The 22,577-nt window shown below is 63.4% G+C and carries 18 protein-coding genes; 7 read left to right on the top strand and 11 right to left on the bottom strand.

Annotated features, from left to right (window positions below):
- Positions 1 to 15: 15 nt before the first annotated feature.
- Both NHH73_18770 and NHH73_18765 read right to left on the bottom strand, forming a co-directional pair.
- Complete coding sequence (locus NHH73_18770; protein USX24653.1) at positions 16 to 1,191, bottom strand: PLP-dependent aspartate aminotransferase family protein; 1,176 nt, start codon at positions 1,189 to 1,191, stop codon at positions 16 to 18.
- Positions 1,188 to 2,555, bottom strand: a complete 1,368-nt coding sequence (locus NHH73_18765; GenBank protein USX24652.1) for a pyridoxal-phosphate dependent enzyme — start codon at positions 2,553 to 2,555, stop codon at positions 1,188 to 1,190. Before NHH73_18765 ends, NHH73_18770 begins: the two co-directional genes overlap by 4 nt.
- A gap of 173 nt (positions 2,556 to 2,728) precedes the next feature.
- Between NHH73_18765 and NHH73_18760 the strand changes: the two genes are divergently transcribed.
- Both NHH73_18760 and NHH73_18755 read left to right on the top strand, forming a co-directional pair.
- On the top strand, positions 2,729 to 3,253 hold the full coding sequence (locus NHH73_18760; GenBank protein USX24651.1) for a thymidine kinase: 525 nt from the start codon (positions 2,729 to 2,731) through the stop codon (positions 3,251 to 3,253).
- Positions 3,254 to 3,370: 117 nt separating this feature from the next.
- Entirely contained in the window at positions 3,371 to 4,546 is a 1,176-nt protein-coding gene (locus NHH73_18755; protein USX24650.1) for a heparan-alpha-glucosaminide N-acetyltransferase domain-containing protein, read from the top strand.
- Positions 4,547 to 4,671: 125 nt separating this feature from the next.
- On the opposite strand, the gene NHH73_18750 is transcribed toward NHH73_18755, so the two are convergent.
- Complete coding sequence (locus NHH73_18750) at positions 4,672 to 6,024, bottom strand: MFS transporter (GenBank protein USX24649.1); 1,353 nt, start codon at positions 6,022 to 6,024, stop codon at positions 4,672 to 4,674.
- 314 nt (positions 6,025 to 6,338) lie between these two features.
- Here NHH73_18750 and NHH73_18745 point away from each other — a divergent pair, with 314 nt between their 5' ends.
- A complete protein-coding gene (locus tag NHH73_18745) occupies positions 6,339 to 6,899 on the top strand; it encodes a hypothetical protein (GenBank protein ID USX24648.1) in 561 nt (186 codons plus the stop codon).
- Here the strand turns inward: NHH73_18745 and NHH73_18740 are convergent.
- From NHH73_18740 to NHH73_18725, 4 genes are all read right to left on the bottom strand, one after another.
- Positions 6,874 to 7,311 (bottom strand): copper chaperone PCu(A)C, encoded by a 438-nt coding sequence (locus tag NHH73_18740; GenBank protein USX24647.1) that lies wholly within the window; start codon positions 7,309 to 7,311, stop codon positions 6,874 to 6,876. The genes NHH73_18745 and NHH73_18740 overlap by 26 nt on opposite strands.
- A complete protein-coding gene (locus NHH73_18735; protein ID USX24646.1) occupies positions 7,308 to 7,922 on the bottom strand; it encodes an SCO family protein in 615 nt (204 codons plus the stop codon). The genes NHH73_18740 and NHH73_18735 overlap by 4 nt, the downstream gene beginning before the upstream one ends.
- Positions 7,923 to 7,999: 77 nt before the next feature.
- Positions 8,000 to 8,359: a DUF2946 family protein gene (locus tag NHH73_18730; GenBank protein USX24645.1), complete on the bottom strand. Its 360-nt coding sequence runs from the start codon at positions 8,357 to 8,359 to the stop codon at positions 8,000 to 8,002.
- Positions 8,360 to 8,394: 35 nt separating this feature from the next.
- A complete protein-coding gene (locus NHH73_18725) occupies positions 8,395 to 10,356 on the bottom strand; it encodes a TonB-dependent receptor (GenBank protein USX24644.1) in 1,962 nt (653 codons plus the stop codon).
- Positions 10,357 to 10,801: 445 nt separating this feature from the next.
- Here NHH73_18725 and NHH73_18720 point away from each other — a divergent pair, with 445 nt between their 5' ends.
- Complete coding sequence (locus NHH73_18720; GenBank protein ID USX24643.1) at positions 10,802 to 11,245, top strand: hypothetical protein; 444 nt, start codon at positions 10,802 to 10,804, stop codon at positions 11,243 to 11,245.
- 91 nt (positions 11,246 to 11,336) lie between these two features.
- Here NHH73_18720 and NHH73_18715 read toward each other — a convergent pair whose 3' ends face one another.
- Positions 11,337 to 13,364 (bottom strand): Cache 3/Cache 2 fusion domain-containing protein, encoded by a 2,028-nt coding sequence (locus NHH73_18715; GenBank protein ID USX24642.1) that lies wholly within the window; start codon positions 13,362 to 13,364, stop codon positions 11,337 to 11,339.
- A gap of 503 nt (positions 13,365 to 13,867) precedes the next feature.
- Between NHH73_18715 and NHH73_18710 the strand changes: the two genes are divergently transcribed.
- Positions 13,868 to 16,123 carry a carboxy terminal-processing peptidase gene (locus NHH73_18710; protein USX24641.1) on the top strand — a complete coding sequence of 752 codons (2,256 nt, stop codon included), beginning with the start codon at positions 13,868 to 13,870 and terminating at the stop codon, positions 16,121 to 16,123.
- Between the two features lie 193 nt (positions 16,124 to 16,316).
- Positions 16,317 to 18,443: a gluconolaconase gene (locus tag NHH73_18705; GenBank protein USX24640.1), complete on the top strand. Its 2,127-nt coding sequence runs from the start codon at positions 16,317 to 16,319 to the stop codon at positions 18,441 to 18,443.
- 4 nt (positions 18,444 to 18,447) lie between these two features.
- Here the strand turns inward: NHH73_18705 and NHH73_18700 are convergent, their stop codons facing one another.
- Together NHH73_18700 and NHH73_18695 are read right to left on the bottom strand one after the other, a co-directional pair.
- Positions 18,448 to 18,618, bottom strand: coding sequence for a hypothetical protein (locus NHH73_18700; protein ID USX24639.1), 171 nt, complete (start codon positions 18,616 to 18,618; stop codon positions 18,448 to 18,450).
- Positions 18,619 to 18,623: 5 nt separating this feature from the next.
- Entirely contained in the window at positions 18,624 to 19,049 is a 426-nt protein-coding gene (locus NHH73_18695) for a hypothetical protein (protein ID USX24638.1), read from the bottom strand.
- Between the two features lie 388 nt (positions 19,050 to 19,437).
- Here NHH73_18695 and NHH73_18690 point away from each other — a divergent pair, with 388 nt between their 5' ends.
- A complete protein-coding gene (locus tag NHH73_18690) occupies positions 19,438 to 21,261 on the top strand; it encodes a glycoside hydrolase family 16 protein (protein USX24637.1) in 1,824 nt (607 codons plus the stop codon).
- A 55-nt stretch (positions 21,262 to 21,316) separates the two neighbouring features.
- Here NHH73_18690 and NHH73_18685 read toward each other — a convergent pair whose 3' ends face one another.
- Positions 21,317 to 22,564 carry an MFS transporter gene (locus NHH73_18685; GenBank protein ID USX24636.1) on the bottom strand — a complete coding sequence of 416 codons (1,248 nt, stop codon included), beginning with the start codon at positions 22,562 to 22,564 and terminating at the stop codon, positions 21,317 to 21,319.
- Positions 22,565 to 22,577 lie beyond the last annotated feature (13 nt).

Here is a 22,577-nt window from a genome sequence, read left to right as displayed (position 1 = left end):
TGCGGATACTAGCACCTAAATCGCGTCGAGCGAACCGCGAATATCGGCCCTTAAATCCTCTATATCTTCGATTCCGACCGACAGCCGTATCAGGCCGTCGCCAATTCCCAACACCGCGCGCTGCGCCGGCGGGATGGTGGCATGGGTCATCAGGGCAGGATGCTCGATCAGGCTCTCGACGCCGCCCAGGCTTTCGGCCAGCGCGAACACTTCGCAATGCTCGAGGAAGCGGCGGGCGCCGGCCATATCCGTGTTCAGATCGATCGAGATGATGCCGCCGAAGCCTTCCATCTGGCGCTTGGCCAGCGCGTGCTGCGGGTGCGATTCCAGGCCGGGGTAGTAGACGCGGCGGATTTCCGGCTGCTGCTCCAGCCAGCGCGCCAGCTCCAGCGCGCTGCGGCAGTGGCGTTCCATGCGGATCGCCAGCGTTTTCACGCCGCGCAAGGTCAGGAAGCTGTCGAAAGGCCCGGCGATGGCGCCGACCGAGTTTTGCAGGAATCCCAACTGTTCGCGCCACGCCTGCTGGTGCGCCTCGGCGCCGACGATGGCGATGCCGCCGATGACGTCCGAATGGCCGTTCAAATACTTGGTGGCCGAATGCACGACGATGTCGAAACCATGTTCCAGCGGGCGTTGCACCAGCGGGCTGGCGAAGGTGTTGTCGGCCACGGCGATGATGCCGCGCTCGCGGCAGATGGCGGCGATGGCTTTGAGGTCGGCCAGTTTGAGCATCGGATTGGTCGGCGTCTCGACCCAGACCATTCTGGTTTCCGGCTTGATCGCGGCCAGCAGGTTGTCCGGGTTGGTCAGGTCGACGTAGGTGAAATCGTGGCCGGCGCTGCGGCGGCGCACCCGTTCGAACAGGCGGTAGGTGCCGCCGTACATGTCGTCGCCGGCGATGATGTGCGAGCCGGCGTCGGCCAGCTCCAGCACCGTCGATATCGCCGCCAGGCCGGAGGCGAAGGCGAACGCCTGGGCGCCGCTTTCCAGGTCGGCGACGCAGCGCTCGAGCGCCCAGCGTGTGGGATTGTGCGAACGGCCGTAGTCCAGGCCTTTGTGCACGCCGGGGCTTTCCTGCACGTAGGTGGAGGTGGCGTAAATCGGCGGCATGATGGCGCCGGTCGACGGATCGGGCGACTGGCCGGCGTGGATCACGCGCGTCGACAGGGCTTGGGCGGCTTTTTTGTTCAAGATAGCGTCCTTCGGAGATGGTTGAGCAGGTCGAAGCGGGTGATCAGGCCGTAGAAGATGTCGCCGTCGGCCACCACCGCCGTCAAGCCGCGATCGAGCACCGCGCGCAATGCATGCAGGTCGGCCGATGGATGCAGCGTTTCAAGGCGGCGCGTCATCGTCGCGCCGACCGGGTTGGCGAAGCGCTCCGGTTGCGTGTCGACCGTCAGCAGCAGGTCCGATTCGTCGATGATGCCGACCAGCCGCCCGGCGGAAATCACCGGCAGCTGCGCCAGGTCGGCGGCGCGCATGCGGTTGAAGGCGATCAGCAGCGAGTCTTCCGCCGAGACGCTGACCACCTGGCCGGCGTCGTAGCGGCGTCCGATCAGGTCGCGCAGGTCGCGTTCCTGCGGGCGGCGCAGCAGTCCCTGGTCCTGCATCCAGCCGTCGTTGTAGACCTTGGACAGGTAGCGCGTGCCGGTGTCGCAGACGAAGCTGACCACTCTTTTTGGCGTGGGCTGCTCGCGGCAGTATTTGAGGGCGGCCGCCAGCAGGGTGCCGGTCGACGAGCCGCCCGGTATGCCTTCCTCGCGCAGCAAGGTGCGGGCGCTGTCGAAGCTTTGCTGGTCGGTGATGGTGTAGGCCTTGCGCACGCCGGTCATGTCGGCGATGGCGGGGATGAAGTCCTCGCCGATGCCTTCGACCGCCCACGAGCCGCTGGTGTCGGACACTCGGCCGGTTTCGATGTATTCGGTCAGGATCGAGCCTTGCGGGTCGGCCAGCACGAATTCCAGCTGCGGGGCGACGCGGCGGAAATAGCGCGTCAACCCCGTCAACGTGCCGGAGGAGCCGACGCCGACGACGATGGCGTCGACGTCATGGCCGGTCTGCTCCCATATTTCCGGCCCGGTGGTGGTTTCGTGCGCCAGCGGATTGGCCGGGTTGTTGAACTGGTCGGCGAACCAGGCGCCCGGGGTTTCGGCGGCCAGCCGCGCGGCGAAGTCCTGGTAGTACTCCGGATGGCCCTTGCCGACGTCGGAGCGGGTGGTGCGCACCTCGGCGCCCAGCGCCTTCAGGTGCAGCACTTTTTCCGTCGACATTTTGTCCGGCACGACCAGCAGCACGCGGTAGCCCTTGAGCCGGCCGACCAGCGCCAGACCGAGGCCGGTGTTGCCGGCGGTCGCTTCGATGATGGTGCCGCCGGGTTTGAGGCGGCCGTCGGCCTCCGCCGCCTCGATCATCGACATGCCGATGCGGTCCTTGATCGAGCCGCCGGGGTTTTGCGATTCCAGTTTGAGGAACAGTTGGCAGGGGCCGGTGTCAAGACGGGTAATCTCGATCAGTGGCGTGTTGCCAATCAGGGTAAACAGTGCGGGGGTGCGCATAAGGTCTCCTTGCTGCTTTTCAGGCAAGTATGCGCTTTTTTCCGTCGATGGGTGCGTCTCTTAGGCGATAGCGCTGCCCAACCGGGTATTTCCACGGTTTATAATTCCGCTCTTGAGACGGCACATATTTGAAGGCAGGCGTAGTGGCAAAACTTTATTTTCGATACTCTGCGATGAACGCGGGCAAGTCCACGGCGATGCTGCAAGTGGCGCATAACTATGAAGAGCAGGGCCAGCAGGTGCGCCTGTTCACGGCCGCCATCGACAACCGCTATGGCGTGGGGCAGGTGACGTCGCGGCTGGGACCGCAGCGCCAGACCGAGGTGTTCGATGTCGACACCGATTTCCTGGCCAGGATCGAGCAGAAGATCGCCTGCCTGCTGATCGACGAGGCGCAATTCCTGACGACGGCCCAGGTGCAGCAGCTGCATCAATTGGCGCAGGTGCGCGGCATCCCCGTCATCACCTACGGCCTGCGCACGGACTTCCGTGGCGAGCCGTTCCCGGGCTCGGCCTATCTGCTGGCGCTGGCCGACGATATCGAGGAACTCAAGAACATCTGCACCTGCGGCAAGAAGGCGACCATGAACATCCGCGTCGACCAAGACGGCAAGCGCATGAAAGAGGGCGAACAAATCAGCATCGGCGGCAACGAAAGCTATCGCCAGGCCTGCGGCCGTTGCTTCTACTCGGAATAGGCCGCCACCAGCCCCGCGCCCGCCCCCGCACCGAATCGCTCCAATATGCTTTAACGCAAGTCAATTGCGTTGGCATGTATAATGCAAGTCCATTGTTAGGCTTGAGTTCAGCGAGACATGAGTGTGAATGCGACTGTAAATGACAGGAGAGCGCCGGCGCTCGGCGCGCGCGTGGCGTCGATCGACGTGATGCGCGGGCTGGTGATGATGGTGATGATGCTCGATCATGTGCGCGAGCGTTTCTTCCTTCGCTGGCCGGTGCCCGATCCGATGGACATCGCAACGATCGAACCGGCGCAATTTTTTGGCCGGTTCGCGGCGCACTTCTGCGCCCCGATCTTTGTGTTCCTGACTGGTTTGTCGGCATGGCTGTATGCGCATCCGGCGAGCGGAGCGCGTTCGGCCACCGGCTTCCTGCTCAAGCGCGGGCTGTTTCTGGTGCTGCTGGAAATCCTGGTCATCAATGTCTCCTGGAGCGGGCGGTTTCCGCCAGCAACCATTTACCTGCAGGTGATCTGGGCGATCGGCTTGTCGATGATCGCGCTGGCGCTGCTGCATCGGCTGCCGCGCAAGGTGCTGGTGGCGCTGGGGTTGACCATCGTGTTCGGACATAACCTGCTCACGCCGATCTCGTTCGAGCCGGGTAGCTGGGGCTTCGTCCCCTGGACGATTTTGCACGACCGCGGCTTCCTGGTGGCGGAAGGCGCGATGAAAATCAAGGTCAGCTATCCGCTGCTGCCGTGGATCGGCGTGATTTTGCTGGGCTACGCGGCCGGCCCGTGGTACGCCAGGTCAACGCAGCCGGCGCATCGCCGCAAGACGCTGCTGATCGCCGGATGCGTATCGATGGCGTTGCTGCTGGTGCTGCGCGGCTTGAACATCTACGGCGAAACGCTGGACTGGGTGCATGGCGAGACGGCGCTGCGCACGGTGATGTCGTTCCTGAACGTGACCAAGTATCCGCCGTCGCTGGCGTTCCTGCTGATCACGGTGGGCGGCGGGTGCCTGGTGCTGGCGTGGCTGGAAGGGCGCGACAACGGCTTCTTGCGCGTGGCCGCCGTATTTGGCGGTGTGCCGATGTTCTACTATCTACTGCACCTGTTCACGCTGCTGTTCCTGCAGGAGGCGGCGCTGGCGCTGCTCGGCGCCAACTACGGCGGGCGCTATGAGTTCGACAATTATTGGGCGGTGTCGCTGATGTCGGCGGCGTTGATACCGCTGATGTACTGGCCGTGCAAAGTGTTCGGCCAATTCAAGCGCCGCACCACGATGGCCTGGGTCAAGTATCTTTAAAGCAACTCCGGGGTCAGGTCCACCATTTCTACACGAGCTGATCCGTCCGGAACATAGTCCCCGACGGGGTCGGCATCGAAGCTTCAGCCTGTGTAGAATTGGTGGACCTGACCCCGGATCTGGTGTTAGGCCGCGGCCGGCAGCTTGGTGAGCACCGGCGTTTTGAACTCGAAACGCTTGATCTCGCCCACCATCAGCACGTAGCAGAGGATGGCGACGGCGGCGTTGGCGCCGACGAACACCAGCGCGCCGGCGAACGAGCCGGTCTCCTGCAAAATGTAACCGATGACGATCGGCGTGGTGATGCCCGCCGTGTTGCCGAAGGTGTTGAACAGGGCGCCGCTCAGGCCGCCCGCTTCCTTCGGCGAGGTGTCCGCCACCACGGCCCAACCCAGCGCGCCGATCCCTTTGCCGAAGAACGCCAGCGACATCACGGTGATGACCAGCCAGTCGGTTTCAACGTAGTTGCAGATGATCATGGACATCGCCAACAGCAGGCCGCAGACGATCGGCGTCTTGCGCGCCACCGACAGCGAGAAGCCGCGCTTGATCAGGCGGTCCGAGATCACGCCGCCCAGCACGCCGCCGAGGAAACCGGCCACCGCCGGCAGCGCGGCGACAAAGCCGGCCTTCAAAATCGTCATGTGACGCTCGGTCACCAGGTAGACCGGGAACCAGGTCAGGAAGAAATAGGTCAAGGTGTTGATGCAGTACTGGCCGATGTAGACGCCCAGCAGCATGCGGTTGCCCAGCAACTGGCGGATCGCCGAGCCGGTGTCGAGCTTGGTCGTGGCGACGGCTTTGTCCTTGCTTTCCAGGTCGATCAGCGCGCCGCCCTCCTTGATGTAGGCCAGCTCGGCCGCGTTGATGCGCGGGTGATCTTTCGGGCCATACACCATCTTGAGCCAGATGAACGACATCAGGATGCCCAGGCCGCCCATGACGTAGAACACGCTTTCCCAGCCGTATGTGTGCACCAGCCAGCCCATCAGCGGTCCGAACAGCACCGTGGCGAAGTATTGCGCCGAGTTGAAGATGGCGGCGGCCGTGCCGCGCTCGGCGGTCGGGAACCAGGACGAGGCCAGCCGGCTGTTGCCGGGGAAGGAGGGCGCCTCGGAGGCGCCGACGGCCAACCGCAGACAGAACAGCGCGGTCAGCGCGGCGGCGCCGGTCAGGAAGCCGACCGTGCCCATCAGCAGGGTGAACAGCGACCACATGAAGATGCTGAAGAAATAGGTGATCTTGGTGCCGAAGCGGTCGAGCAGCCAGCCGCCCGGCAATTGCGCCAGCACGTAGGACCAGGCGAACGCCGAGAACACATAGCCCATCTGCACAGGAGACAGTCCCAGCAGCTTTTTCAGCTCGGGACCGGCGATGGCGATGGTGGCGCGGTCGGCGTAATTGATGGTGGTGACTGCGAACAGTATGGCCAGAATGAGCCAACGTACCCGCGTTGCTGGTGCTTGCTGCGTCGTCATGCGATCTCCTTGCTGATGTTGTGTGCGCAGATGATAGCGCAGATATCAGACATCATACAACCACATATCTCAAATTCGTATCGCGGTTATACCGATCTGTGCCCACGATCACTAAGTTCAACTAAATCAAATAGTTAAACGTTTTCCTATGTTGATTTTAGTTGTATGATGACGTATGTGGAAAATGCGGAACAGCCGGGCGATCCTGCGTCATCGACATGCCGCGTTTGACCGTAAGTGGTGGGGGCGAAAGCCTGGCCGACCTCTGGCAGGATCGGAATTGACGTGGGATAGCCACCGTGCGACGATGCCGTATGAGCAGCCTGTTTGAATGTCACGTACTCGCGCCGGCCTGGCTGTGCCACCATCGCGATCTTTTGATCTACCTGATGCCGTCCTTGTTGCTGGCGCTGGTGATCCGCGCCTTGTCGGCGCGGCATCCTTTCTTTTTCCTTTTCACACTGGCCGGCACCGTCTGCCACGAGCTGGCGCATTTCGTCGCCGCCAAGTTGACCGGCGCACGTCCGGCCGCCTTCACGGTGATACCGCGCCGCGTTGGGCGGGGCTGGGAATTGGGTTCGGTGCGTCTCACGCGCGTGCGCTGGTACAACGCGGCGCCGTCGGCATTGGCGCCGTTTGTGGTGGTGGTGCTGCCGTTCCTGGTGGCATGGTGGCGCACCCGTTACGGCCTGCACTTCCAGTGGATCGACGTGGCGCTGGCGTTCGCCGTGGCGCCGCAGTTCCTGGCCTTCTGGCCTTCCCCCGTCGACTGGAAAATCTCGCTGCGTTCGTGGCCGTACTTGCCGATCGTTGGCGCCGGCTGGTGGGTCGCCGGCGTCACGGGGCTGACTAGTGCTGCATGGCTGCCGTATTGAGCGGCTTGACCGGCGCGTCCACCACGATCTTGCTGCGCACCTTCTGCGCGTTTTCAATCTCCAAGGTCAGCGGCACGGTGGCGCCTTCCTTCAGCGGCTGCTTCAGTTCCAGCAGCATCAGGTGGTAGCCGCCGGGGCTGAGCTTGACCGGTTTGCCGGCCGGCAGGTCCAGCGCCGTGATCTGGCGCATGCGCATGACGTCGTCCACCATTTTCATCTCATGCACTTCGACCACGCCGGCGGCCGGCGAACTGACGCCGACCAGTTTGTCGCCTTGCGTCGAGGTCAGGGTCATGAAGGCGCCGGTGGCTTTTTGCGCGGCGACGGTGGCGCGCACCCACGGTTCGCCGACGGTCACCTGGGCCAGGGCGGGGAGGGCGGCGAGCAGCAGCAGGGAGAGCAATTTTTTCATTGAAATAGTCCTTTCAGGAAGCTGGTTGGTCGTGCGGGCGCCATCAGTTTGCGCAGGTCGTCTGCGCATTGCTGGGCGGCTTGGTCATGTTTGAACGCGAGCCGGATCTTGCCTTCGGCGTCGAACACGTAGGTGATGGCGGTGTGATCCATCGTGTACGAGCTGCCGCTGGGCACCTTGCGATAGAAGATTTTGAAGTCGGCGGCGGCCTTGGCGGTCTGCGCAAGATTGCCGCGTACACCGACGAAGGTCGGATCAAAGGCGCGCATGTATTCGGCCAGCAGCGGGCCGGTGTCGCGTTCCGGGTCGACGGTGGCGAAGACGATTTGCAGCTTGTTGCCGTCGGCGCCCAGCAGGCGCTTGATCTCGACGGCGCGCGACAGCGCCGTCGGGCACACGTCCGGGCATTGGGTGAAGCCGAAGAACAGCATCACGTATTTGCCCTTGAAGTCGCGCAGCGAGGCCGGTTTGCCGTCGGCGTAAAACAGCTGATAGTCCGGCCCGATGGCGGCGCCGGTGACGTCGATGCCGTTGAAGGCCGGCGCGGCCATGGCTGGCGCCGCCGCCACCAGCATGGCCGCGAGCGTGGAAATGAAATACCGTCGTTGCATAGATATCCTGTCGATGATGAAAAGGCGTGCGCACGCGCGGCACCCAACATGGGCGTATCGTGCGCGTCAAGCGAGGGTCAGGACAGCGACGGCGGGCCGCGCGGCTTGGCGCCGGACCAGGCGGCCAGCGGGGAAGGCGACAGATAACCGAGGGATGGGTAGGCATCGTGGCCGTCCAGCAGCGCGACCAGCGCCGGAATGGATGGCGGCGGCGCGGCCGGGGTGGCGTGGGTGGCGCAGAACACGCAGTGCTTCATGCCGGCGGCCGGCATGTCCTGCGTGCGCTTGGCCGGCGTGGCGCTGCAAATGTCCAGCGTCAGCGGATCGCGCAGCAGCGTCGACATCGCCTGGCCGAGCGCCGGCGTCAACAGATTCAGCAAGATCGCGATACAGACGATCAGACTGGTGCGGCGCCGGTGTTTGAAGAGGTTACCCATGTGCTAATTATAGGTTAAAACCGGTGTGCCCCCATTCACTCGATCTTTTTCACCAGGCCCACGTAGATTCTCCGCGCGACGAAATGATCGAATGCGGTCTGGCGGAAGGTGCTCGTGTCGGTCGTGTAGGTGCGCCTGCCGCCATCGAAAATGTCGTTGGCGTTGACGGTCAGGCTGAGCGACTTGGTCATCGCGTGCTTCCAGGTCAGGTTGACACTGCTGGTCGCGCCGAACCGGCCGAGCGGGGAGATGCCCGAAGACTGGCCATGCGCATCGAGGGACAGATTGTCCTGCCCCAAGCTGTATGCCACCCTCAGGTTGAGATAGCCGGCGATATCGTTCTGGCGCACCGGGCGGGAGAGGTCCGGTGTGCGCAGCATCACGCGATAGATGCCGCCGTCCATGCCCAATTGCAGCGTCGCGTCGGGCGTCCAGGTGACGGCGCCGGTGCCCCCCGCCGAGCTGGCCTGCCCGCCATTCTGCTTCGACGTGAGAATCACATTGTCGGCAACACTGCGCGCATCGGTCACCGTATCGCTGCTGCTGCGATAGAAAGCGGTGAGGCTGCCGGTGAGTTGGGCCGCGCTCGCATCGGCGCCGATTTCCCAGGAGGTCAGCTGTTGCGGCTTCAGGCCGGGATTGCCACGGCTCAGGTTTTGCGCATCGACATAGGTCGTGAACGGGTTGAGATCGCGCGGATCGGGCATTTGCAGGCTGCGGCGGTAGCTGAGGGTCACGTCGGTTTTGTCGCTCATGGCATAGCGCAGGTGGAGGCTGGGGTTGAACGCCTGCCGATGTTGTGTCGACATGCCGCTGTCCGCCGGGTCCACGCGCAGCGCCATGCGCTCGGCGCGTCCGCCCAGCAGCGCTTCCCATTTTCCATGCGTGATCTGGTCGGTCAGATAGGCTGCGGCCACAGTGGTCCTCACCGCGTAGCCGTTGGTGGTGGCGGGATCGGCAGTCTCGGCGCCTGTCGCGGGCTCGACGGATGCCTGGTAGTTGTCGATGTTGTCGACCTTGTCCTGCATATCCAGGCCCATGCCCAGTTTGCCGTATGCCGACGGGCGGCTCCAGTCGACGGTGGCCTGATTCAGGCGGCGCGTCAACCTGGTGGCGCCGCGACTGTGGTCGGTCGGGCTTAGCGGGGAGACGAACACGTCACGGTAGGATTTGTCGATCAGGCCCTTCGTTTCGCTGTGCTGGAACGCCGCCTTGAGCGCGGTGCCGCCGTCCTGGTGGCTGTAGTTGAGGCTGGCGCTGCCGTCGGACTGCTCGTTGGGGCCGGTGGAGATTCGGTGATAGATACTCTCCCCGGCGCCAGTGCGGTTCTCGTTGAGCACGTCATACACCGGACGCGAGCGGCGCTGGTTATATTTCGTCGACAGGCTGATGCTGTCGGTATCGTTAAGCGTGTAGTCGATGCCCAGGCCCGCGCTTTGGACGATGCGGCGAACGAAGACCTCCGACGTCTGGCGGGTACGCCGGGGTTCGCCGGCCAAGGGATTATTCCAGTCCACCGTCGATGCGCGGATTTTGTCGGTGCCGTCGTGGCGCAGCGCCAGGTTGCCATGCACGCCGACATCCTTGTTGGTCAAGTCGCCCGACGCGCCGACGTTCCACAGGCCGTGGTCCGCCGCGCCGCCCTGGATTTGGGCGTGGGCGCCGGGCTTGCGGTTGCGCTTCAAGACGATATTCAGGATTGCGCCGCCATTGGCGTTGTAAGCGGCCGAGGGATTGGTGATGACTTCCACGCTGGCGATATCGGCGCCGTTCATGGTCTGCAGCGCCGTCGCCCGCTCGTCCGCCGATCCGGACATCATCGCCGTCGGCTTGCCGTCGACCAGCACCGTGACCTGCGGATTGCCTTTGACCGCGATTTGCCCGTCGGCGGACACCGATAGTTCGGGTGTCGATTGCAGAACATCTTGGGCGGTGCCGTTCGCCGCCCTCGGCACATTGGCCACATCGTAGACGGTCTTATCGAGTTTTTTGATCACCGGTGCTTTCGTTGCTGTGACTGTTACCGTCGCTGTCGCGGGCAATGGTGATTCTTCCTGGGCGTGCGCTGCCGTCGGTAGCGCAACAAGGATGCTGAGGGCGGGTCGGATCTGACGCGTTAGAGCTTTCAACAAAGCGCGCTGGGTAATCGATTGGATGGACATGATGAAGCTTGATTGCGACGGATATGGCAATAATGTGACAAATGTCGCATAAGGTCAAGCCGTCATTTTTGCGCTTGCCATCCTACGGGGTCAAGTCTGACATCCGGACACGAACTGAACTATAGAGGTGAAAAAAATGCCCAGAGTGAGATTGTGAGGAATTGTTATATCTGCAATCTAGTATGCTGCGTGTCCATCAATGAATACAGGCGCGGCAGTTTGACGGCTGGGATCGTGTCCGAATGTCAGACTTGACCCCAGGCCTTTGGCGAGGATTTTTATGTTGAAAAAAGTAAGGCGGCTTTGTTTTTTTGTGTTTGTGGCGGCGGCAGCCGTGGCGTGCTCGCGCCTTGACCCGATCGCCAAGGCGATATTCGAGGACTTTGACGAGTCCGACCGGCGCACCGTCGATTTGGACCGCGCGCTTTCACAGCCGTGGAAAAGAGTCTGCATACTGGGCCCCTATTCGGACAACGAAATGACCCACGCGACGCTCGGCTTCAAGTGGAACAGCCAGGAGTTTTCCGAAGTCGGGAAGCATGAGGGCGTCACGCTGCTGGTCTTTGTTTCCGCCGATGAAAAGGTGGCGTTCTTCACCGACTACCCACGAGACAAGGGCGACTTTTCCAACCTGACGCGACAGTGTTTTGACCGGGCAAACGCCAGGTTCGAGCACGTCGCCAAACCATCCAAGGGGCGGCCGGGTCTGTTTCCACTCAAGTAGGTAAGGACGCGTTGGCCGACCGCACAAAAAAGCCGCCACCGTTTTCACGATGGCGGCTTTTCGCAAAGACGCTCGGAACTACTTGAACAGCTTACTTGAGCGCGAGGTATTCCCGCTTGTCGCTGCCGAGTGCCGGCGCGGCTTTGTGGCTGCCCAGGTTGAAGATGCGCACCACCTGCTCGAGCTCGTGCGCCTGGTCCTGCAGCGCATGCGCGGCGGCGGCCGCTTCTTCCACCAGCGCGGCGTTCTGCTGCGTGACCTGGTCCATCTGGGCGATCGCTTCATGCACCTGGCCGATGCCGGCGCGCTGCTCTTCGCTGGCGCTGCTGATCTCGGACATGATGTCGGTCACGCGGCGCACGCTGTCGACCACTTCCTGCATCGTCGTGCCGGCCTGTTCGACCTGGCGGCTGCCGATGTCGACCTTGCTGACGGAGTCGTCGATGAGCGCCTTGATTTCCTTGGCGGCGGTGGCCGAGCGCTGCGCCAGGTTGCGCACCTCGGAGGCGACGACCGCGAAGCCGCGGCCCTGCTCGCCGGCGCGGGCCGCTTCGACGGCCGCGTTCAGCGCCAGGATGTTGGTCTGGAAGGCGATGCCGTCGATGACCGAGATGATGTCGACGATCTTGCGCGACGATTGGTTGATCGAACCCATCGTGTCGACCACTTGCGCGACCACTTCGCCACCCTTGGCGGCGATGCCGGAGGCGGCCAGCGCCATCTGGTTGGCCTGGGCGGCGTTGTCGGCGTTCTGCTTGACGGCGCTGCTGAGCTGTTCCATCGACGCGGCGGTCTCTTCCAGGCTCGATGCCTGTTCTTCGGTGCGCGACGACAGGTCCAGGTTGCCGCTGGCAATTTCGGCCGAGGCGGTGGTGATCTGTTCGGCGCCGGTGCGCACTTGGCCGACCACGTTCGACAGGTTGCTGCTGATGCCGTTCAGGGCACGCAGCACCAGGCCGATTTCATCCTTGTTGTCGATTTCCAGGTGCACGTCCAGGTCGCCCTGGGCGATGCGGGTGGCCGCTTCCTCGGCGCGGGCCAGCGGACGCGAGACGACAGCGCGCACCAGCAGGAACAGCACGCCGGCGAAGATGACCAGCGCGGTCAGGCCGAGCGCGGCGTAGGTGTTGCGCAGGCTCTCGGCCTCGCGGGTGATTTCCTCGGTGTAGGTGCCGCCGACGATGAGCCAGTTCCAATCCTTGAAGGTCTTGAACTCGACCATTTTTTCGCGCGGCTCCTTGCCGTCGGCGTCTGGCCAGTCGTACGTCATGCTGCCTTGCTTGGCGGTGAGCATTTCCTGGATGAACAGGCGGCCGTCGGCGCTCTTGCGCTCGAACAGGTTTTCGCCTTCGCGCGAGCGGTGGATCAGCATCTTGCCCTGGTCCTTGCCCGGCGCCGCGTTCAGCACGTAGATGTAGCCGGTGTCGCCGATGGTGATGGCCTTGATTTTCTCCTTGAGCATCGTCATGTTCTTGGAGATGTCGAGGCCGATGAACAGCACGCCGATGACCTTGCCGCTGCCGTCTTTGATCGGGTCGTACTGGGTGATGTATTGCTTGCCGAACAGGGTGGCCAGGCCGATGTAGCTGTTGCCGGCGCGCAGGGGCGCGTAGCTCAGGTGGGCGTGGTCGAGCTGGGTGCCGACGGCGCGGTCGCCGTTTTCCTTCTTCAGCGAGGTGCTCACGCGCACGAACTCGTCGCCATCGGCGGCAAAGATGGTGGCGATGACGCCGGTTTCGTTGGTGAATTTGTCCGGGATGCTGAAGTCCATGTTGAGCGGCTTGCCGTCATGGGCCAGGGTCGGGGTCGGCTTGCCGGCGATTTCGACCTTGGTGGACGGATCGAGCGAGAACTTGCCGGCGCCGAAGCCGGCGGCGAACAGGCGGGCGAAGCTGGACGCCTCGTTGGTCATGGCGTTGTTGAACACCTCGACTGTGTTGCTGATGCCGTTGAGGGAATTGGCGACGTTGGACTTGGCGCGTTCCTTGAGCATGGACGAGGTGCTCATATTGATCAGGGTCAGCAGGACCGCGAGGATCACGCTGATCAGCGCGAAAGTGAAAACGGTAATCTTGGTGCCAACACCCCAGTTACGGGTATTCATAGTAAATGTGCTCATGGATCTCTTTAGAGAAAAAGTCTTGCTATTGGAATGCTCGTAGACGAGCGCGCTCCTGGGAGCGACTGGGTAAGGCGGCTACGAACTAAAGCGCCTCACCAGTGGAGGCGTGCGGGCACTGCCGAATCATTGCCTGGCAGGCCGGGTAATTAACTGTACTAGACAGCATGATAGCATAATTTTGCTGCAAAGCAATATGTTTTGATGGAATCTTTAGTGTTTTTCTTTTTGAAAACAGTAACTTAAATAAAATGTTTTGACGGCGGGGCGGGGATTGTCGTGGCGGATTCCCGTCCAATTGCTGGACAGAAAACGATTTTCAGTTACTCTTAAGCTTGTACAGGGAAACTCTGCTGTCACGAGGCGGTGGCGCGGCTGCTATCCTGTAGAATAAAATCGTGTGGCGTGTTACCTCGGCATCCGTATTACCGAACCGCTGTACTGAATTGCATTACCGAATTGCGTTACCGATAAATGAGTTATTACGTTCCGGAGTAAAGCCGATGAAGAAGCAAATGCTGTTGGTGGCCATGATGTCGGCCCTGTCAGTCCAGGCCGGCGCAGCCGCGCCGGAAAAAGCGGCAGATACCCCACTCAAGCCCCAGGCGGGCCAAACCCAGGCGGCCGTTTGGGCGTCGCGGGTGTTGGGCAAGTTGCATTACAAGGCCGTGCCGCTCGACGACGCGATGTCCGAAAAGATCTTCGACCGTTATTTCAAGTCGCTCGACTCCGAAAAACTGTTCTTCACGCAGGCCGACGTCGACCAGTACGCCATCGTGCGCACCCGTCTGGACGACGCCATCAACGGCGAGAACCTGAGCGTGCCGTTCGCCATCTTCAACCTGTACCAGCAGCGCCTGACCGAGCGCATCGCCTATGCACGCGAGCTGGTCAAGACCGGCAAGTTCGAGTTCAACTCCGACGAGAGCTACCAGTACGACCGCGAAAAGGCCGAATGGACCAAGAGCGACGCCGAGGTCAAGGACCTGTGGCGCAAGCGCGTCAAGAACGAGTGGCTGCGCCTGAAGCTGGCCGGCAAGGATGACAAGAGCATCCGCGAGACGCTCGACAAGCGCTACGAGAACTACCTGATCCCGTCGCGCAAGCCGACCAACGAGGATGTGTTCCAGATCTTCATGAACGCCTACGCGATGTCGATCGAGCCGCACACCAATTACCTGGGTCCGCGCGCGGCCGAGAACTTCGACATCGCCATGCGCCTGTCGCTCGAGGGCATCGGTTGCGTGCTGCAAAGCCGCGACGACTACACCGTCGTGCGCGAAGTGGTGCCGGGCAGCCCGGCCGGCCTGTCGGGCAAGATCAAGGTCGGCGACAAGATCGTCGCCGTCTCCAAGGACGAGAAAACCCCGCTGACCGAGGTCATGGGCTGGCGCCTGGACGACGTCGTCGCGCTGATTCGCGGTCCCAAGGATTCGACCGTCAAGCTGGAGATCATCCCGGCCGACGCCGGCCCGGACGGCAAGCATTCGTTCGTCTCGCTGGTGCGCCAGAAGATCAGCATGGAAGAGCAGTCGGCCAAGAAGACCATCTACGAGGTCAAGGACGGCAACGCCAAGCGCCGCGTCGGCGTGATTTCCCTGCCGACGTTCTACCAGGACTTCGAGGCCCGCCGCAAGAACGAGAAGGACTTCAAGAGCGCCACGCGCGACGTCGCCCGCCTGCTGGCCGAGCTGAAGAAAGATAAGGTCGACAACGTGCTCATCGACCTGCGCAACAACGGCGGCGGCTCGCTCAACGAGGCGGTCGAACTGACCGGCCTGTTCATCGACAAGGGACCGGTGGTGCAGCAGCGCACCGCCGACAACAAGGTCGAAGTGGAAAGCGACACCAATGCCGGCATGGCGTGGGACGGCCCGATGGGCGTGCTGATCAACCGCGGCTCGGCCTCGGCGTCGGAGATTTTCGCGGCGGCGATCCAGGATTACGGCCGCGGCATCATCATCGGCGAGCCGAGCTTCGGCAAGGGCACGGTGCAAACCCTGTTCGGCCTGGACCGCTTCTCGCAGAGCGAAAAGGTCAAGTACGGCGAGTTGAAGTTCACCGTGGCGCAGTTCTTCCGCATCAACGGCGGCACCACGCAGCTGCGCGGCGTCACGCCGGACATCAAGCTGCCGACGATGTCGGACGCCGATTCGTTCGGCGAGTCGAGCTATGACAACGCCTTGCCGTGGACCTCGATCAAGCCGGCGGTCTACATTCCGGCCGGCGAGCTGAAGGAAATCGTGCCGATGCTGGACAAAAAGCATGACGCCCGCGTCGCCAAGGACAAGGACTTCCAGTACCTGGCCGAGGACATCGCCCTGGTCAAGAAGCAGCGCAAGGAAAACTCGATTTCGCTGAACGAAACCGTGCGCCGCAAGGAGCGTGAGCAGCAGGAGGCGCGCGCCAAGCTGCGCGAGGCCCGTCTGCTGGCCAACACCCCTGGCGCGGACGATCCTATCCTGGTGCCCGATCCGAAGGACGCGCTGAACAAGGCGATCGCGGCCAAGCCGGCCAGCGGCAAGGCGGCGCCGGTGCCGAAAGTGGCCGCCGTCAAAGGCGCGCTGCGCAGCGACGACGGCCTGCAAGGCGCCGAGCGTACCCTGGCGGCCGAGCTGGAAGCGGAAAAGGCGGCCAAGGCGGCCAAGGACGTGCTGCTGAACGAAGCGGTGCACATTCTGTCTGACGAGGTTGGCCTGCTGAAGACCGATACGCGCATGGCGTCGCGCGTGTTGCCTTACGCTGCCGACTTGAAATAATACGGGGCGTATTGCCGCAAAGATACATGTTATGCCTTTGGTGAATATCCACCATTATGAAGATAAATTGGATATATATCGGACCCTCAGGCATCATTCTTCTGTCTCCTCTATTCTCCCTCCAAGGAAATAGATTTAGCCCGCTCTCGTAGCGGGCTTTTTTTTTGGGCTGCGTAACGTGTCTCCAAATCGATTGAAATTAATTTTGGCCGTGCTGGCGCTCGGTGGCGCGGCCATCGGTGGCGGCGTCGCTTACACACTGGTGCAGCCGCCTGCGGACAAGGGCGGGGCGGCTGCGCTGGCCGCCAAGGGCACGCAGCGGCAGTGGAGCGCGCGTGTCACAACCATCGCCGGCGATGGCTTGCCGGGCATGAGCAACGGCAGCGGACGCCGCACCCGTTTTGCCGATCCGTTCGGTGTGGTACTCGATGCAGCGGGCAATTTGTACGTGGCCGATGGCGGCGACAACAACAGCATCCGCAAGATCGGCCTGGACGGCGTCAGCACGACATTCGCCGGCGGGGTAGAGGGGTATGCGGAGGGACTCGGCACGGCGGCCTCGTTCAACACGCCCTCCGGTCTGGCGATCGATGGCGCCGGCAATCTGTATGTCGCCGACACCGGCAACAACGCGATCCGCAAGATCACGCCGGACGGCAAGGTCTCGACCTTGGCCGGCGACGGCTTGGCGGGCGACAAGGATGGCGGGGGCGCGGCCGCGCGGTTCAACGGTCCCATCGGCGTGGCCGTCGACGCTGATGGCGTCGTGTATGTGACCGATACCTACAACGACCGCATCCGCCGCATCGCGCGCAATGGCGACGTCACCACCATCGCCGGTGGCGGCCGCACCGGCAAGGCCGACGGTCCGGCGGCGCAGGCCTTGTTCGACCTTCCGACGGGGCTGGCGGTCGCCGCCAATGGCGACCTCTACATCGCCGACACCGGCAACCACGCGATCCGCAAACTCGACAGGAGCGGCGTCGTCACCACCATCGCCGAGGCGAAGGACGACGAGCGCGCGTCGCTGTTGCGCTCGCCGGTCGCGCTCGCGCTGACGCGCGACGGCTATCTTTACCTGGGCAGTAATTCGCATGGCCGCCTGGCGCAGATCACGCCGGCTGGCGAAGTGGTGACGTTGGTCGATGTCGATCATATGGCCGAGCCGGGCTACGGCCCCGACGGCAGCGTGCGCCTGTACGCGCCGCGCGGCATCGCGGTGGCCCGGGACGGCTCGTTGTTTGTGACGGACGGGGCCACCTATCGCTTGCATCATGTGGGCGTTGCGGTGGCGGGCCAGCCGGCGCCGCCGGACGAGCCGGCGCCGCCCGCGCCCTCGCACGGCGCCACCATGCTGTGGCCGGTCAAGCCGCAGGACAAGCGGCACGAGGTGGTCGGCTTGATGGGCGAGGTGCGCGGCGATTTCAAAGGCGAGAGCCGCCACCATTTCCACTCCGGGCTGGATGTGCAGGCGGCCATCGGCACGCCGGTGTTGGCGGTCACGGCAGGCAAGGTCACCGATCCGCGCCCGGCGTGGGGCTATGGCGAGCTGTCGGAGGGCATCGCGTTCAATGGCCTGCAGTATATCCACATGCGCGTGGGGCGCGACGGGCGCGACAAGGTGATCGATCCGCGTTTCCAGGTGGTGAAGGACGAGAAGGGAGCGCCGGACGCGGTACGCGTCAAGCGCGGCACGCGGTTCCTCGTCGGCGAAACGCTCGGCAGCGTCAACCGCATGGCGCACGTGCATCTCGACTATATCCCGAACGGCGACGCGCTCAATCCGCTGAGCCTGCCGTTTATCGATCTGGAGGACACCATCGCGCCAAAAATCCAGAGCGTCACATTGAGCGATGCGGGCGGCAAGCCGCTCAAGGAGACGGCCGGCGGGCGCTTGCTGGTGCGGCGAAGCCTGGGCGAGGTGCAGATTGTCGTGGATGCGTTCGATCAGATGGAAGGCGTGCAGGCGCGTCGGCGGCTGGGGTTGTACAAACTTGGTTACCAGCTGCTCAATGCGGACGGGGAAGTTATTCCCGGCATGGAGCAGCCGCTGATCACGCAGTTGTACGACAGGATTCCGCGCAATCGGGAAGCGGTCAAGCTGGCGTACATGGAGGGCAGCGGGATCACCGTGCACGGCAATGCGGAGACGCGTTTTGCGTACGCGATCAACAATTCGCTCATGCACGGCAAGCTGACGCCGGGCGCGTGGAAGGTGGGCACGCTTGCTGCGGGCAAGTACACGTTGCGCATCACCGCTGAGGACTACGCCGGCAACTCGGCGGTAAAAGGCCGCGACCTGGCCATCACGATCGAGTAAGGGATCAGGGTTTGCCGCGCAGGCGGCGGCGCAGGCGGTGGTTGTCGGCCACCAGCGCGATCAGCGCGATCACCGTCAGCGCACCCAGCCCTTGCTCGCCCAGATAGTGCCAGAACGCCCACGCGAAGCCGGCGCACACCAGCGCGGTCAATATCAGTAACAGATCGTCTCTCATGTCGCTCACCTCTGAATGGCCGCGTACTTGTGCGTCGCCTTGCCCGCCACCTTGGACCGGTATATCCCCGGTGAGCGATAAAGTTCCGCCGCCAGCCACGGACGGTGCAGATGGTGCGTGCGCGCATAGAGCAAAACGTCGGCCACACTGGCGCCGCCCGACATCGACCGCCCTGTGGCCACGGCCAGGCTGCCGATGCACGCGCCGGCGTAGAACGCTGCCGACAGCGTACCGATCATCCCCAGCTTTTCCAGCCGCGTGCCGGCTCCGATGAGATCGGCGATGGTGGCCGTTTTGCCGAACTTGTCGATGCTCGCCAATAGCACCGTGAGCGTGGTCAGGCTGCTCTGCAATGTGCCAAACAGGCTGTCCGGCCCGGGCAGCCCGAGGGCCTCCATATTCTCTTTGAAATACTTGTAGAAATTGGACATCGGACTCTCCGCGCTGATCAAATTGATCTCAGTCGCCAGCATAAGTGCGTGTCCGGACCGCGCGTTTGACGCGCATCATCCGGCGCACGTTTGCGCTTTGGCGTTGACAAAAAAAGTTTATCGGAATATATTTTCTGCAGGAATTGGAATCGTTTCCAAATCCATTCAGAAATAGTGTCCGGACAGCGATCCGGACCGGCAAGGGGACTGTAGTGACTAGCAAAACGCCTCGTAGCGAAGGCGCCCGTGCGTCCGCTTTTTTTGAAGACGGCGCCGCGTCCTTTCCCTCTCGCCGCAACGCAAGCGCCGACACCGACCGTGCCGGCATGGAGCGGGCCGGATCATTGTCCGGTTCGAATTTGAGGAAGTATCGATACGAGGAGTCATTGTGAATAAACAGAAATTCGTTCTGTCCGCCGTCGCCACCAGCATCGTGCTGGCGTACGGCGCGCCGGTGTCGGCCAGCGTCACCAGTCCCGTCATCGGCGCGCTGTTGTGGTCCGAGGAATTCAATGGTCCGACGCTGAACACGAGCCTGTGGAACACCTACGACGGCAACGGCTGCCAGATCGGCCTGTGCGGCTACGGCAACCAGGAGCTGGAATACTACAGCCCCAACAACCTCTCCATCGTCAACGTGCCGTTCGAGTCGGCCACGCGCGCGCTGGCGATCAAGGCGCAGAACCAGACCATCGGCAGCAACGTCTTCACCTCCGGCAAAATCGATTCGGCCAACAAGGTGCAGGTGCAGTACGGCATGATCGAGACGCGCATCGCCACGCCGCCGCTCGGCATCGGCCTGTGGCCGGCCGCGTGGATGCTGGGCACCAGCCCACAGGCGTGGCCGCGCAAAGGCGAGATCGACATCATGGAAATGGGGCACAAGGCCAGCAGCCGGGCCTCCGCCTCGCCGACGCCGGGCATCGACAACTTCACCGCCTCCAACGTGATCACCTGGCAGCAGGCCGCCTGCGTGCCGGGCAACGAAAGCTGCGCCGCCTCGACCGCGTGGCAGACCAAGAGCTGGTACGTGCCGGGCCAGTCGCTGGCCAACCGCTTCGTCGTCTACCGCTTCTACTGGACCGAATCGCAGATGCGCTTCACGGTGGTCGACAACGGCGTCGAACACGATATGTACAACGGCCCGCTGCCGGTCAACTCGACCGCGCTGCAGGCGCCGTTCTACCTGCTGTTCAACCTGGCTGTCGGCGGCAACTTCACCGACGCCGCCGCGCCGGCGCAAGTGACCGCGCCGCTGCCGGGCACGATGTACGTCGACTATGTGCGCGTCTACCAGTTGGACGGCAAGGGCTCGGTCAAACTCGGCAACCAGACCGTGCCGGAAGTGGGCAAGTTCGGCGTGTTCACCGACAACACTGTGGTCAACAACAAGCTGGTGGCCGGCACCACGTCCGACATTTTCGTATGGAACAACGCGTCGGTCTCGGCCGGCAACTTGCCGCCGTATGAAGGCAGCAACTCGATGTCGTGGAGTTACAACACGCCTGGCCAATGGTTCGGCGGCAGCGTGCAATCGCGCGCCGTGCGCGACCTGAGCAACTTCCGCAACGGCACCGTCAAGCTGAAGATCAAGATCCCGGCCAACGTCGCCTTCACGATCGGCATCGGCGACACCTACACCAACCAGCACTCGGTCAAGTTCCCGGCCAACGCCACCACCTACGGCCTGGTGCGCAACGGCGATTGGGGCACCGCCACCATCCCGGTGGCCGACCTGGCCGGTCCGCTGGTCGCGCTGCAATCGGTGGCGGACGTGTTCCAGATCGCCAGCGACAGCACGGCCTTGCCGACTGCCGCCTTCCAGATGGCGATCGACGACATCATCTGGGATACCGGCGTGCCGACCCCGACCCCGACCCCGACGCCGACACCAACGCCGACACCAACGCCGACACCAACTCCAACCCCGACGCCAACTCCAACGCCAACGCCTACGCCCACGCCAGCCGTCACCCAGACCAGCGCGACGATGTTGAAGTTCGGTTGGAACTCCTCGTCCTGGGCCGACGTGCACTACACCGTCAACGGCGGCGGCCAGATGAATGTCCGCATGACGCAAAGTGGCGGCGCCAACAGCTACACCGCCAGCGGCCTGAAGATCGGCGACGTGGTCCGCTACAGCTTCACGTACTGGGACGCGGCCAATAACTACGCGGTCGACACGGCGCCCCAAACGTACACGATGAAGTAAATAAACCCCTGGGGTCAGTGCCGACTTTCGGACACGAGCACAACAGCAATGTCGTTCAGTTCGTGTCCGAATGTCGGCACTGACCCTGTGGGTTGCATTGCGGTTGGCGCAGAGTCGCGGCCCAGAACAGCAGGGCGGCCGCGCTGACGGCGCCACCCAGCAGGCACACGCCGGTCCAGCCGGCTACCTCGTACATCGACGTCGCGGCGATCGCGCCGCTGCCGCTGCCCACCGCGTAGAACAACATGTAGCAGCCCACCAGCCGGCTGTGCGCCGCCGAACTGGCGCGGAAAATCAAAATTTGATTGGTCACCTGCAGCGCCTGCACGCCAAGGTCCAGCGCCAGGATGCCGATGACCAGTGCCGCCACCGCAAGCGAGCCGCTGCTGACGCCGAACAGCCAGAGCGGCAACCACGATAGCAATAACAGCAGCAGCCCGCCGCAGCTGGTCTTTTGCGCCCAGCCGCGATCCGCCCACCGTCCCGCGCGCGACGCGGCCAGCGTGCCGGCCAAGCCCACCAGCCCGAACGCGCCGATGGCCGTATGCGAGTAATTGTACGGCGGCGCGCTGAGCGGCAGCACCAGCGCGCTCCACAGGATGCCGAACGCGGCGAACATCAGCATGGCGATCGTGCCGCGCACCTGTAGCACGCGGTTGCGCCGCAACAAGGTGAACATCGAGCCGATCAACTGCGCATAGGGCAGCGGCCGCGCCGCCGCGGGCAGCACGGGCAATGTGCGCCACAGCAGCGCCGCCATCGCGATCATGGCCAGCGCCGAACTGGCGTACACGGCGCGCCAGCCGGCGATGTCGGCAATCAGTCCGGCCAATGCACGCGCCAGCAGCAACCCGGCCACCACGCCGCCCTGCGCGGCGCCCACCACGCGGCCGCGCTCTGATTCTGCCGAGGCGCTGGCGGCGTAAGCGATCAGGCCTTGCGTCATGGCCGTGCCCAGCAGGCCGACCGCCAGCATACCCATCATCAGCGCCGCAGCGTTCGACGCCAGGCTGACGCCGGCGAGTGCGACCGTCAACGCCACCAGTTGCGCCAGCATCAGACGCCGGCGCGGCAGCAGGTCGCCCAGCGGCACCAGCAACAGCAGGGCGAGCACGCTGCCGACCTGCGTGACGGTGATGACGCCGCCGATGGCGGCCCGGCCTATGGCGAAATCGGCGGCCAGCGCGTCGAGCAGCGGCTGGGCGTAGTAGACGTTGGCTACGCTGAGCCCGCTGGCGCAGGCGAACAACGCGACCAACGGACGGGGCATGGAGCCTTGGATGGAGCGGGATGGGGAATGCATCGTGGCCTCTAAA

It is taken from the genome of Oxalobacteraceae bacterium OTU3CINTB1 (assembly GCA_024123955.1).
In the GTDB taxonomy this organism is placed as follows: Bacteria; Pseudomonadota; Gammaproteobacteria; order Burkholderiales; family Burkholderiaceae_D; genus Rugamonas.
This window is presented reverse-complemented; position numbering and strand designations above follow the sequence as displayed.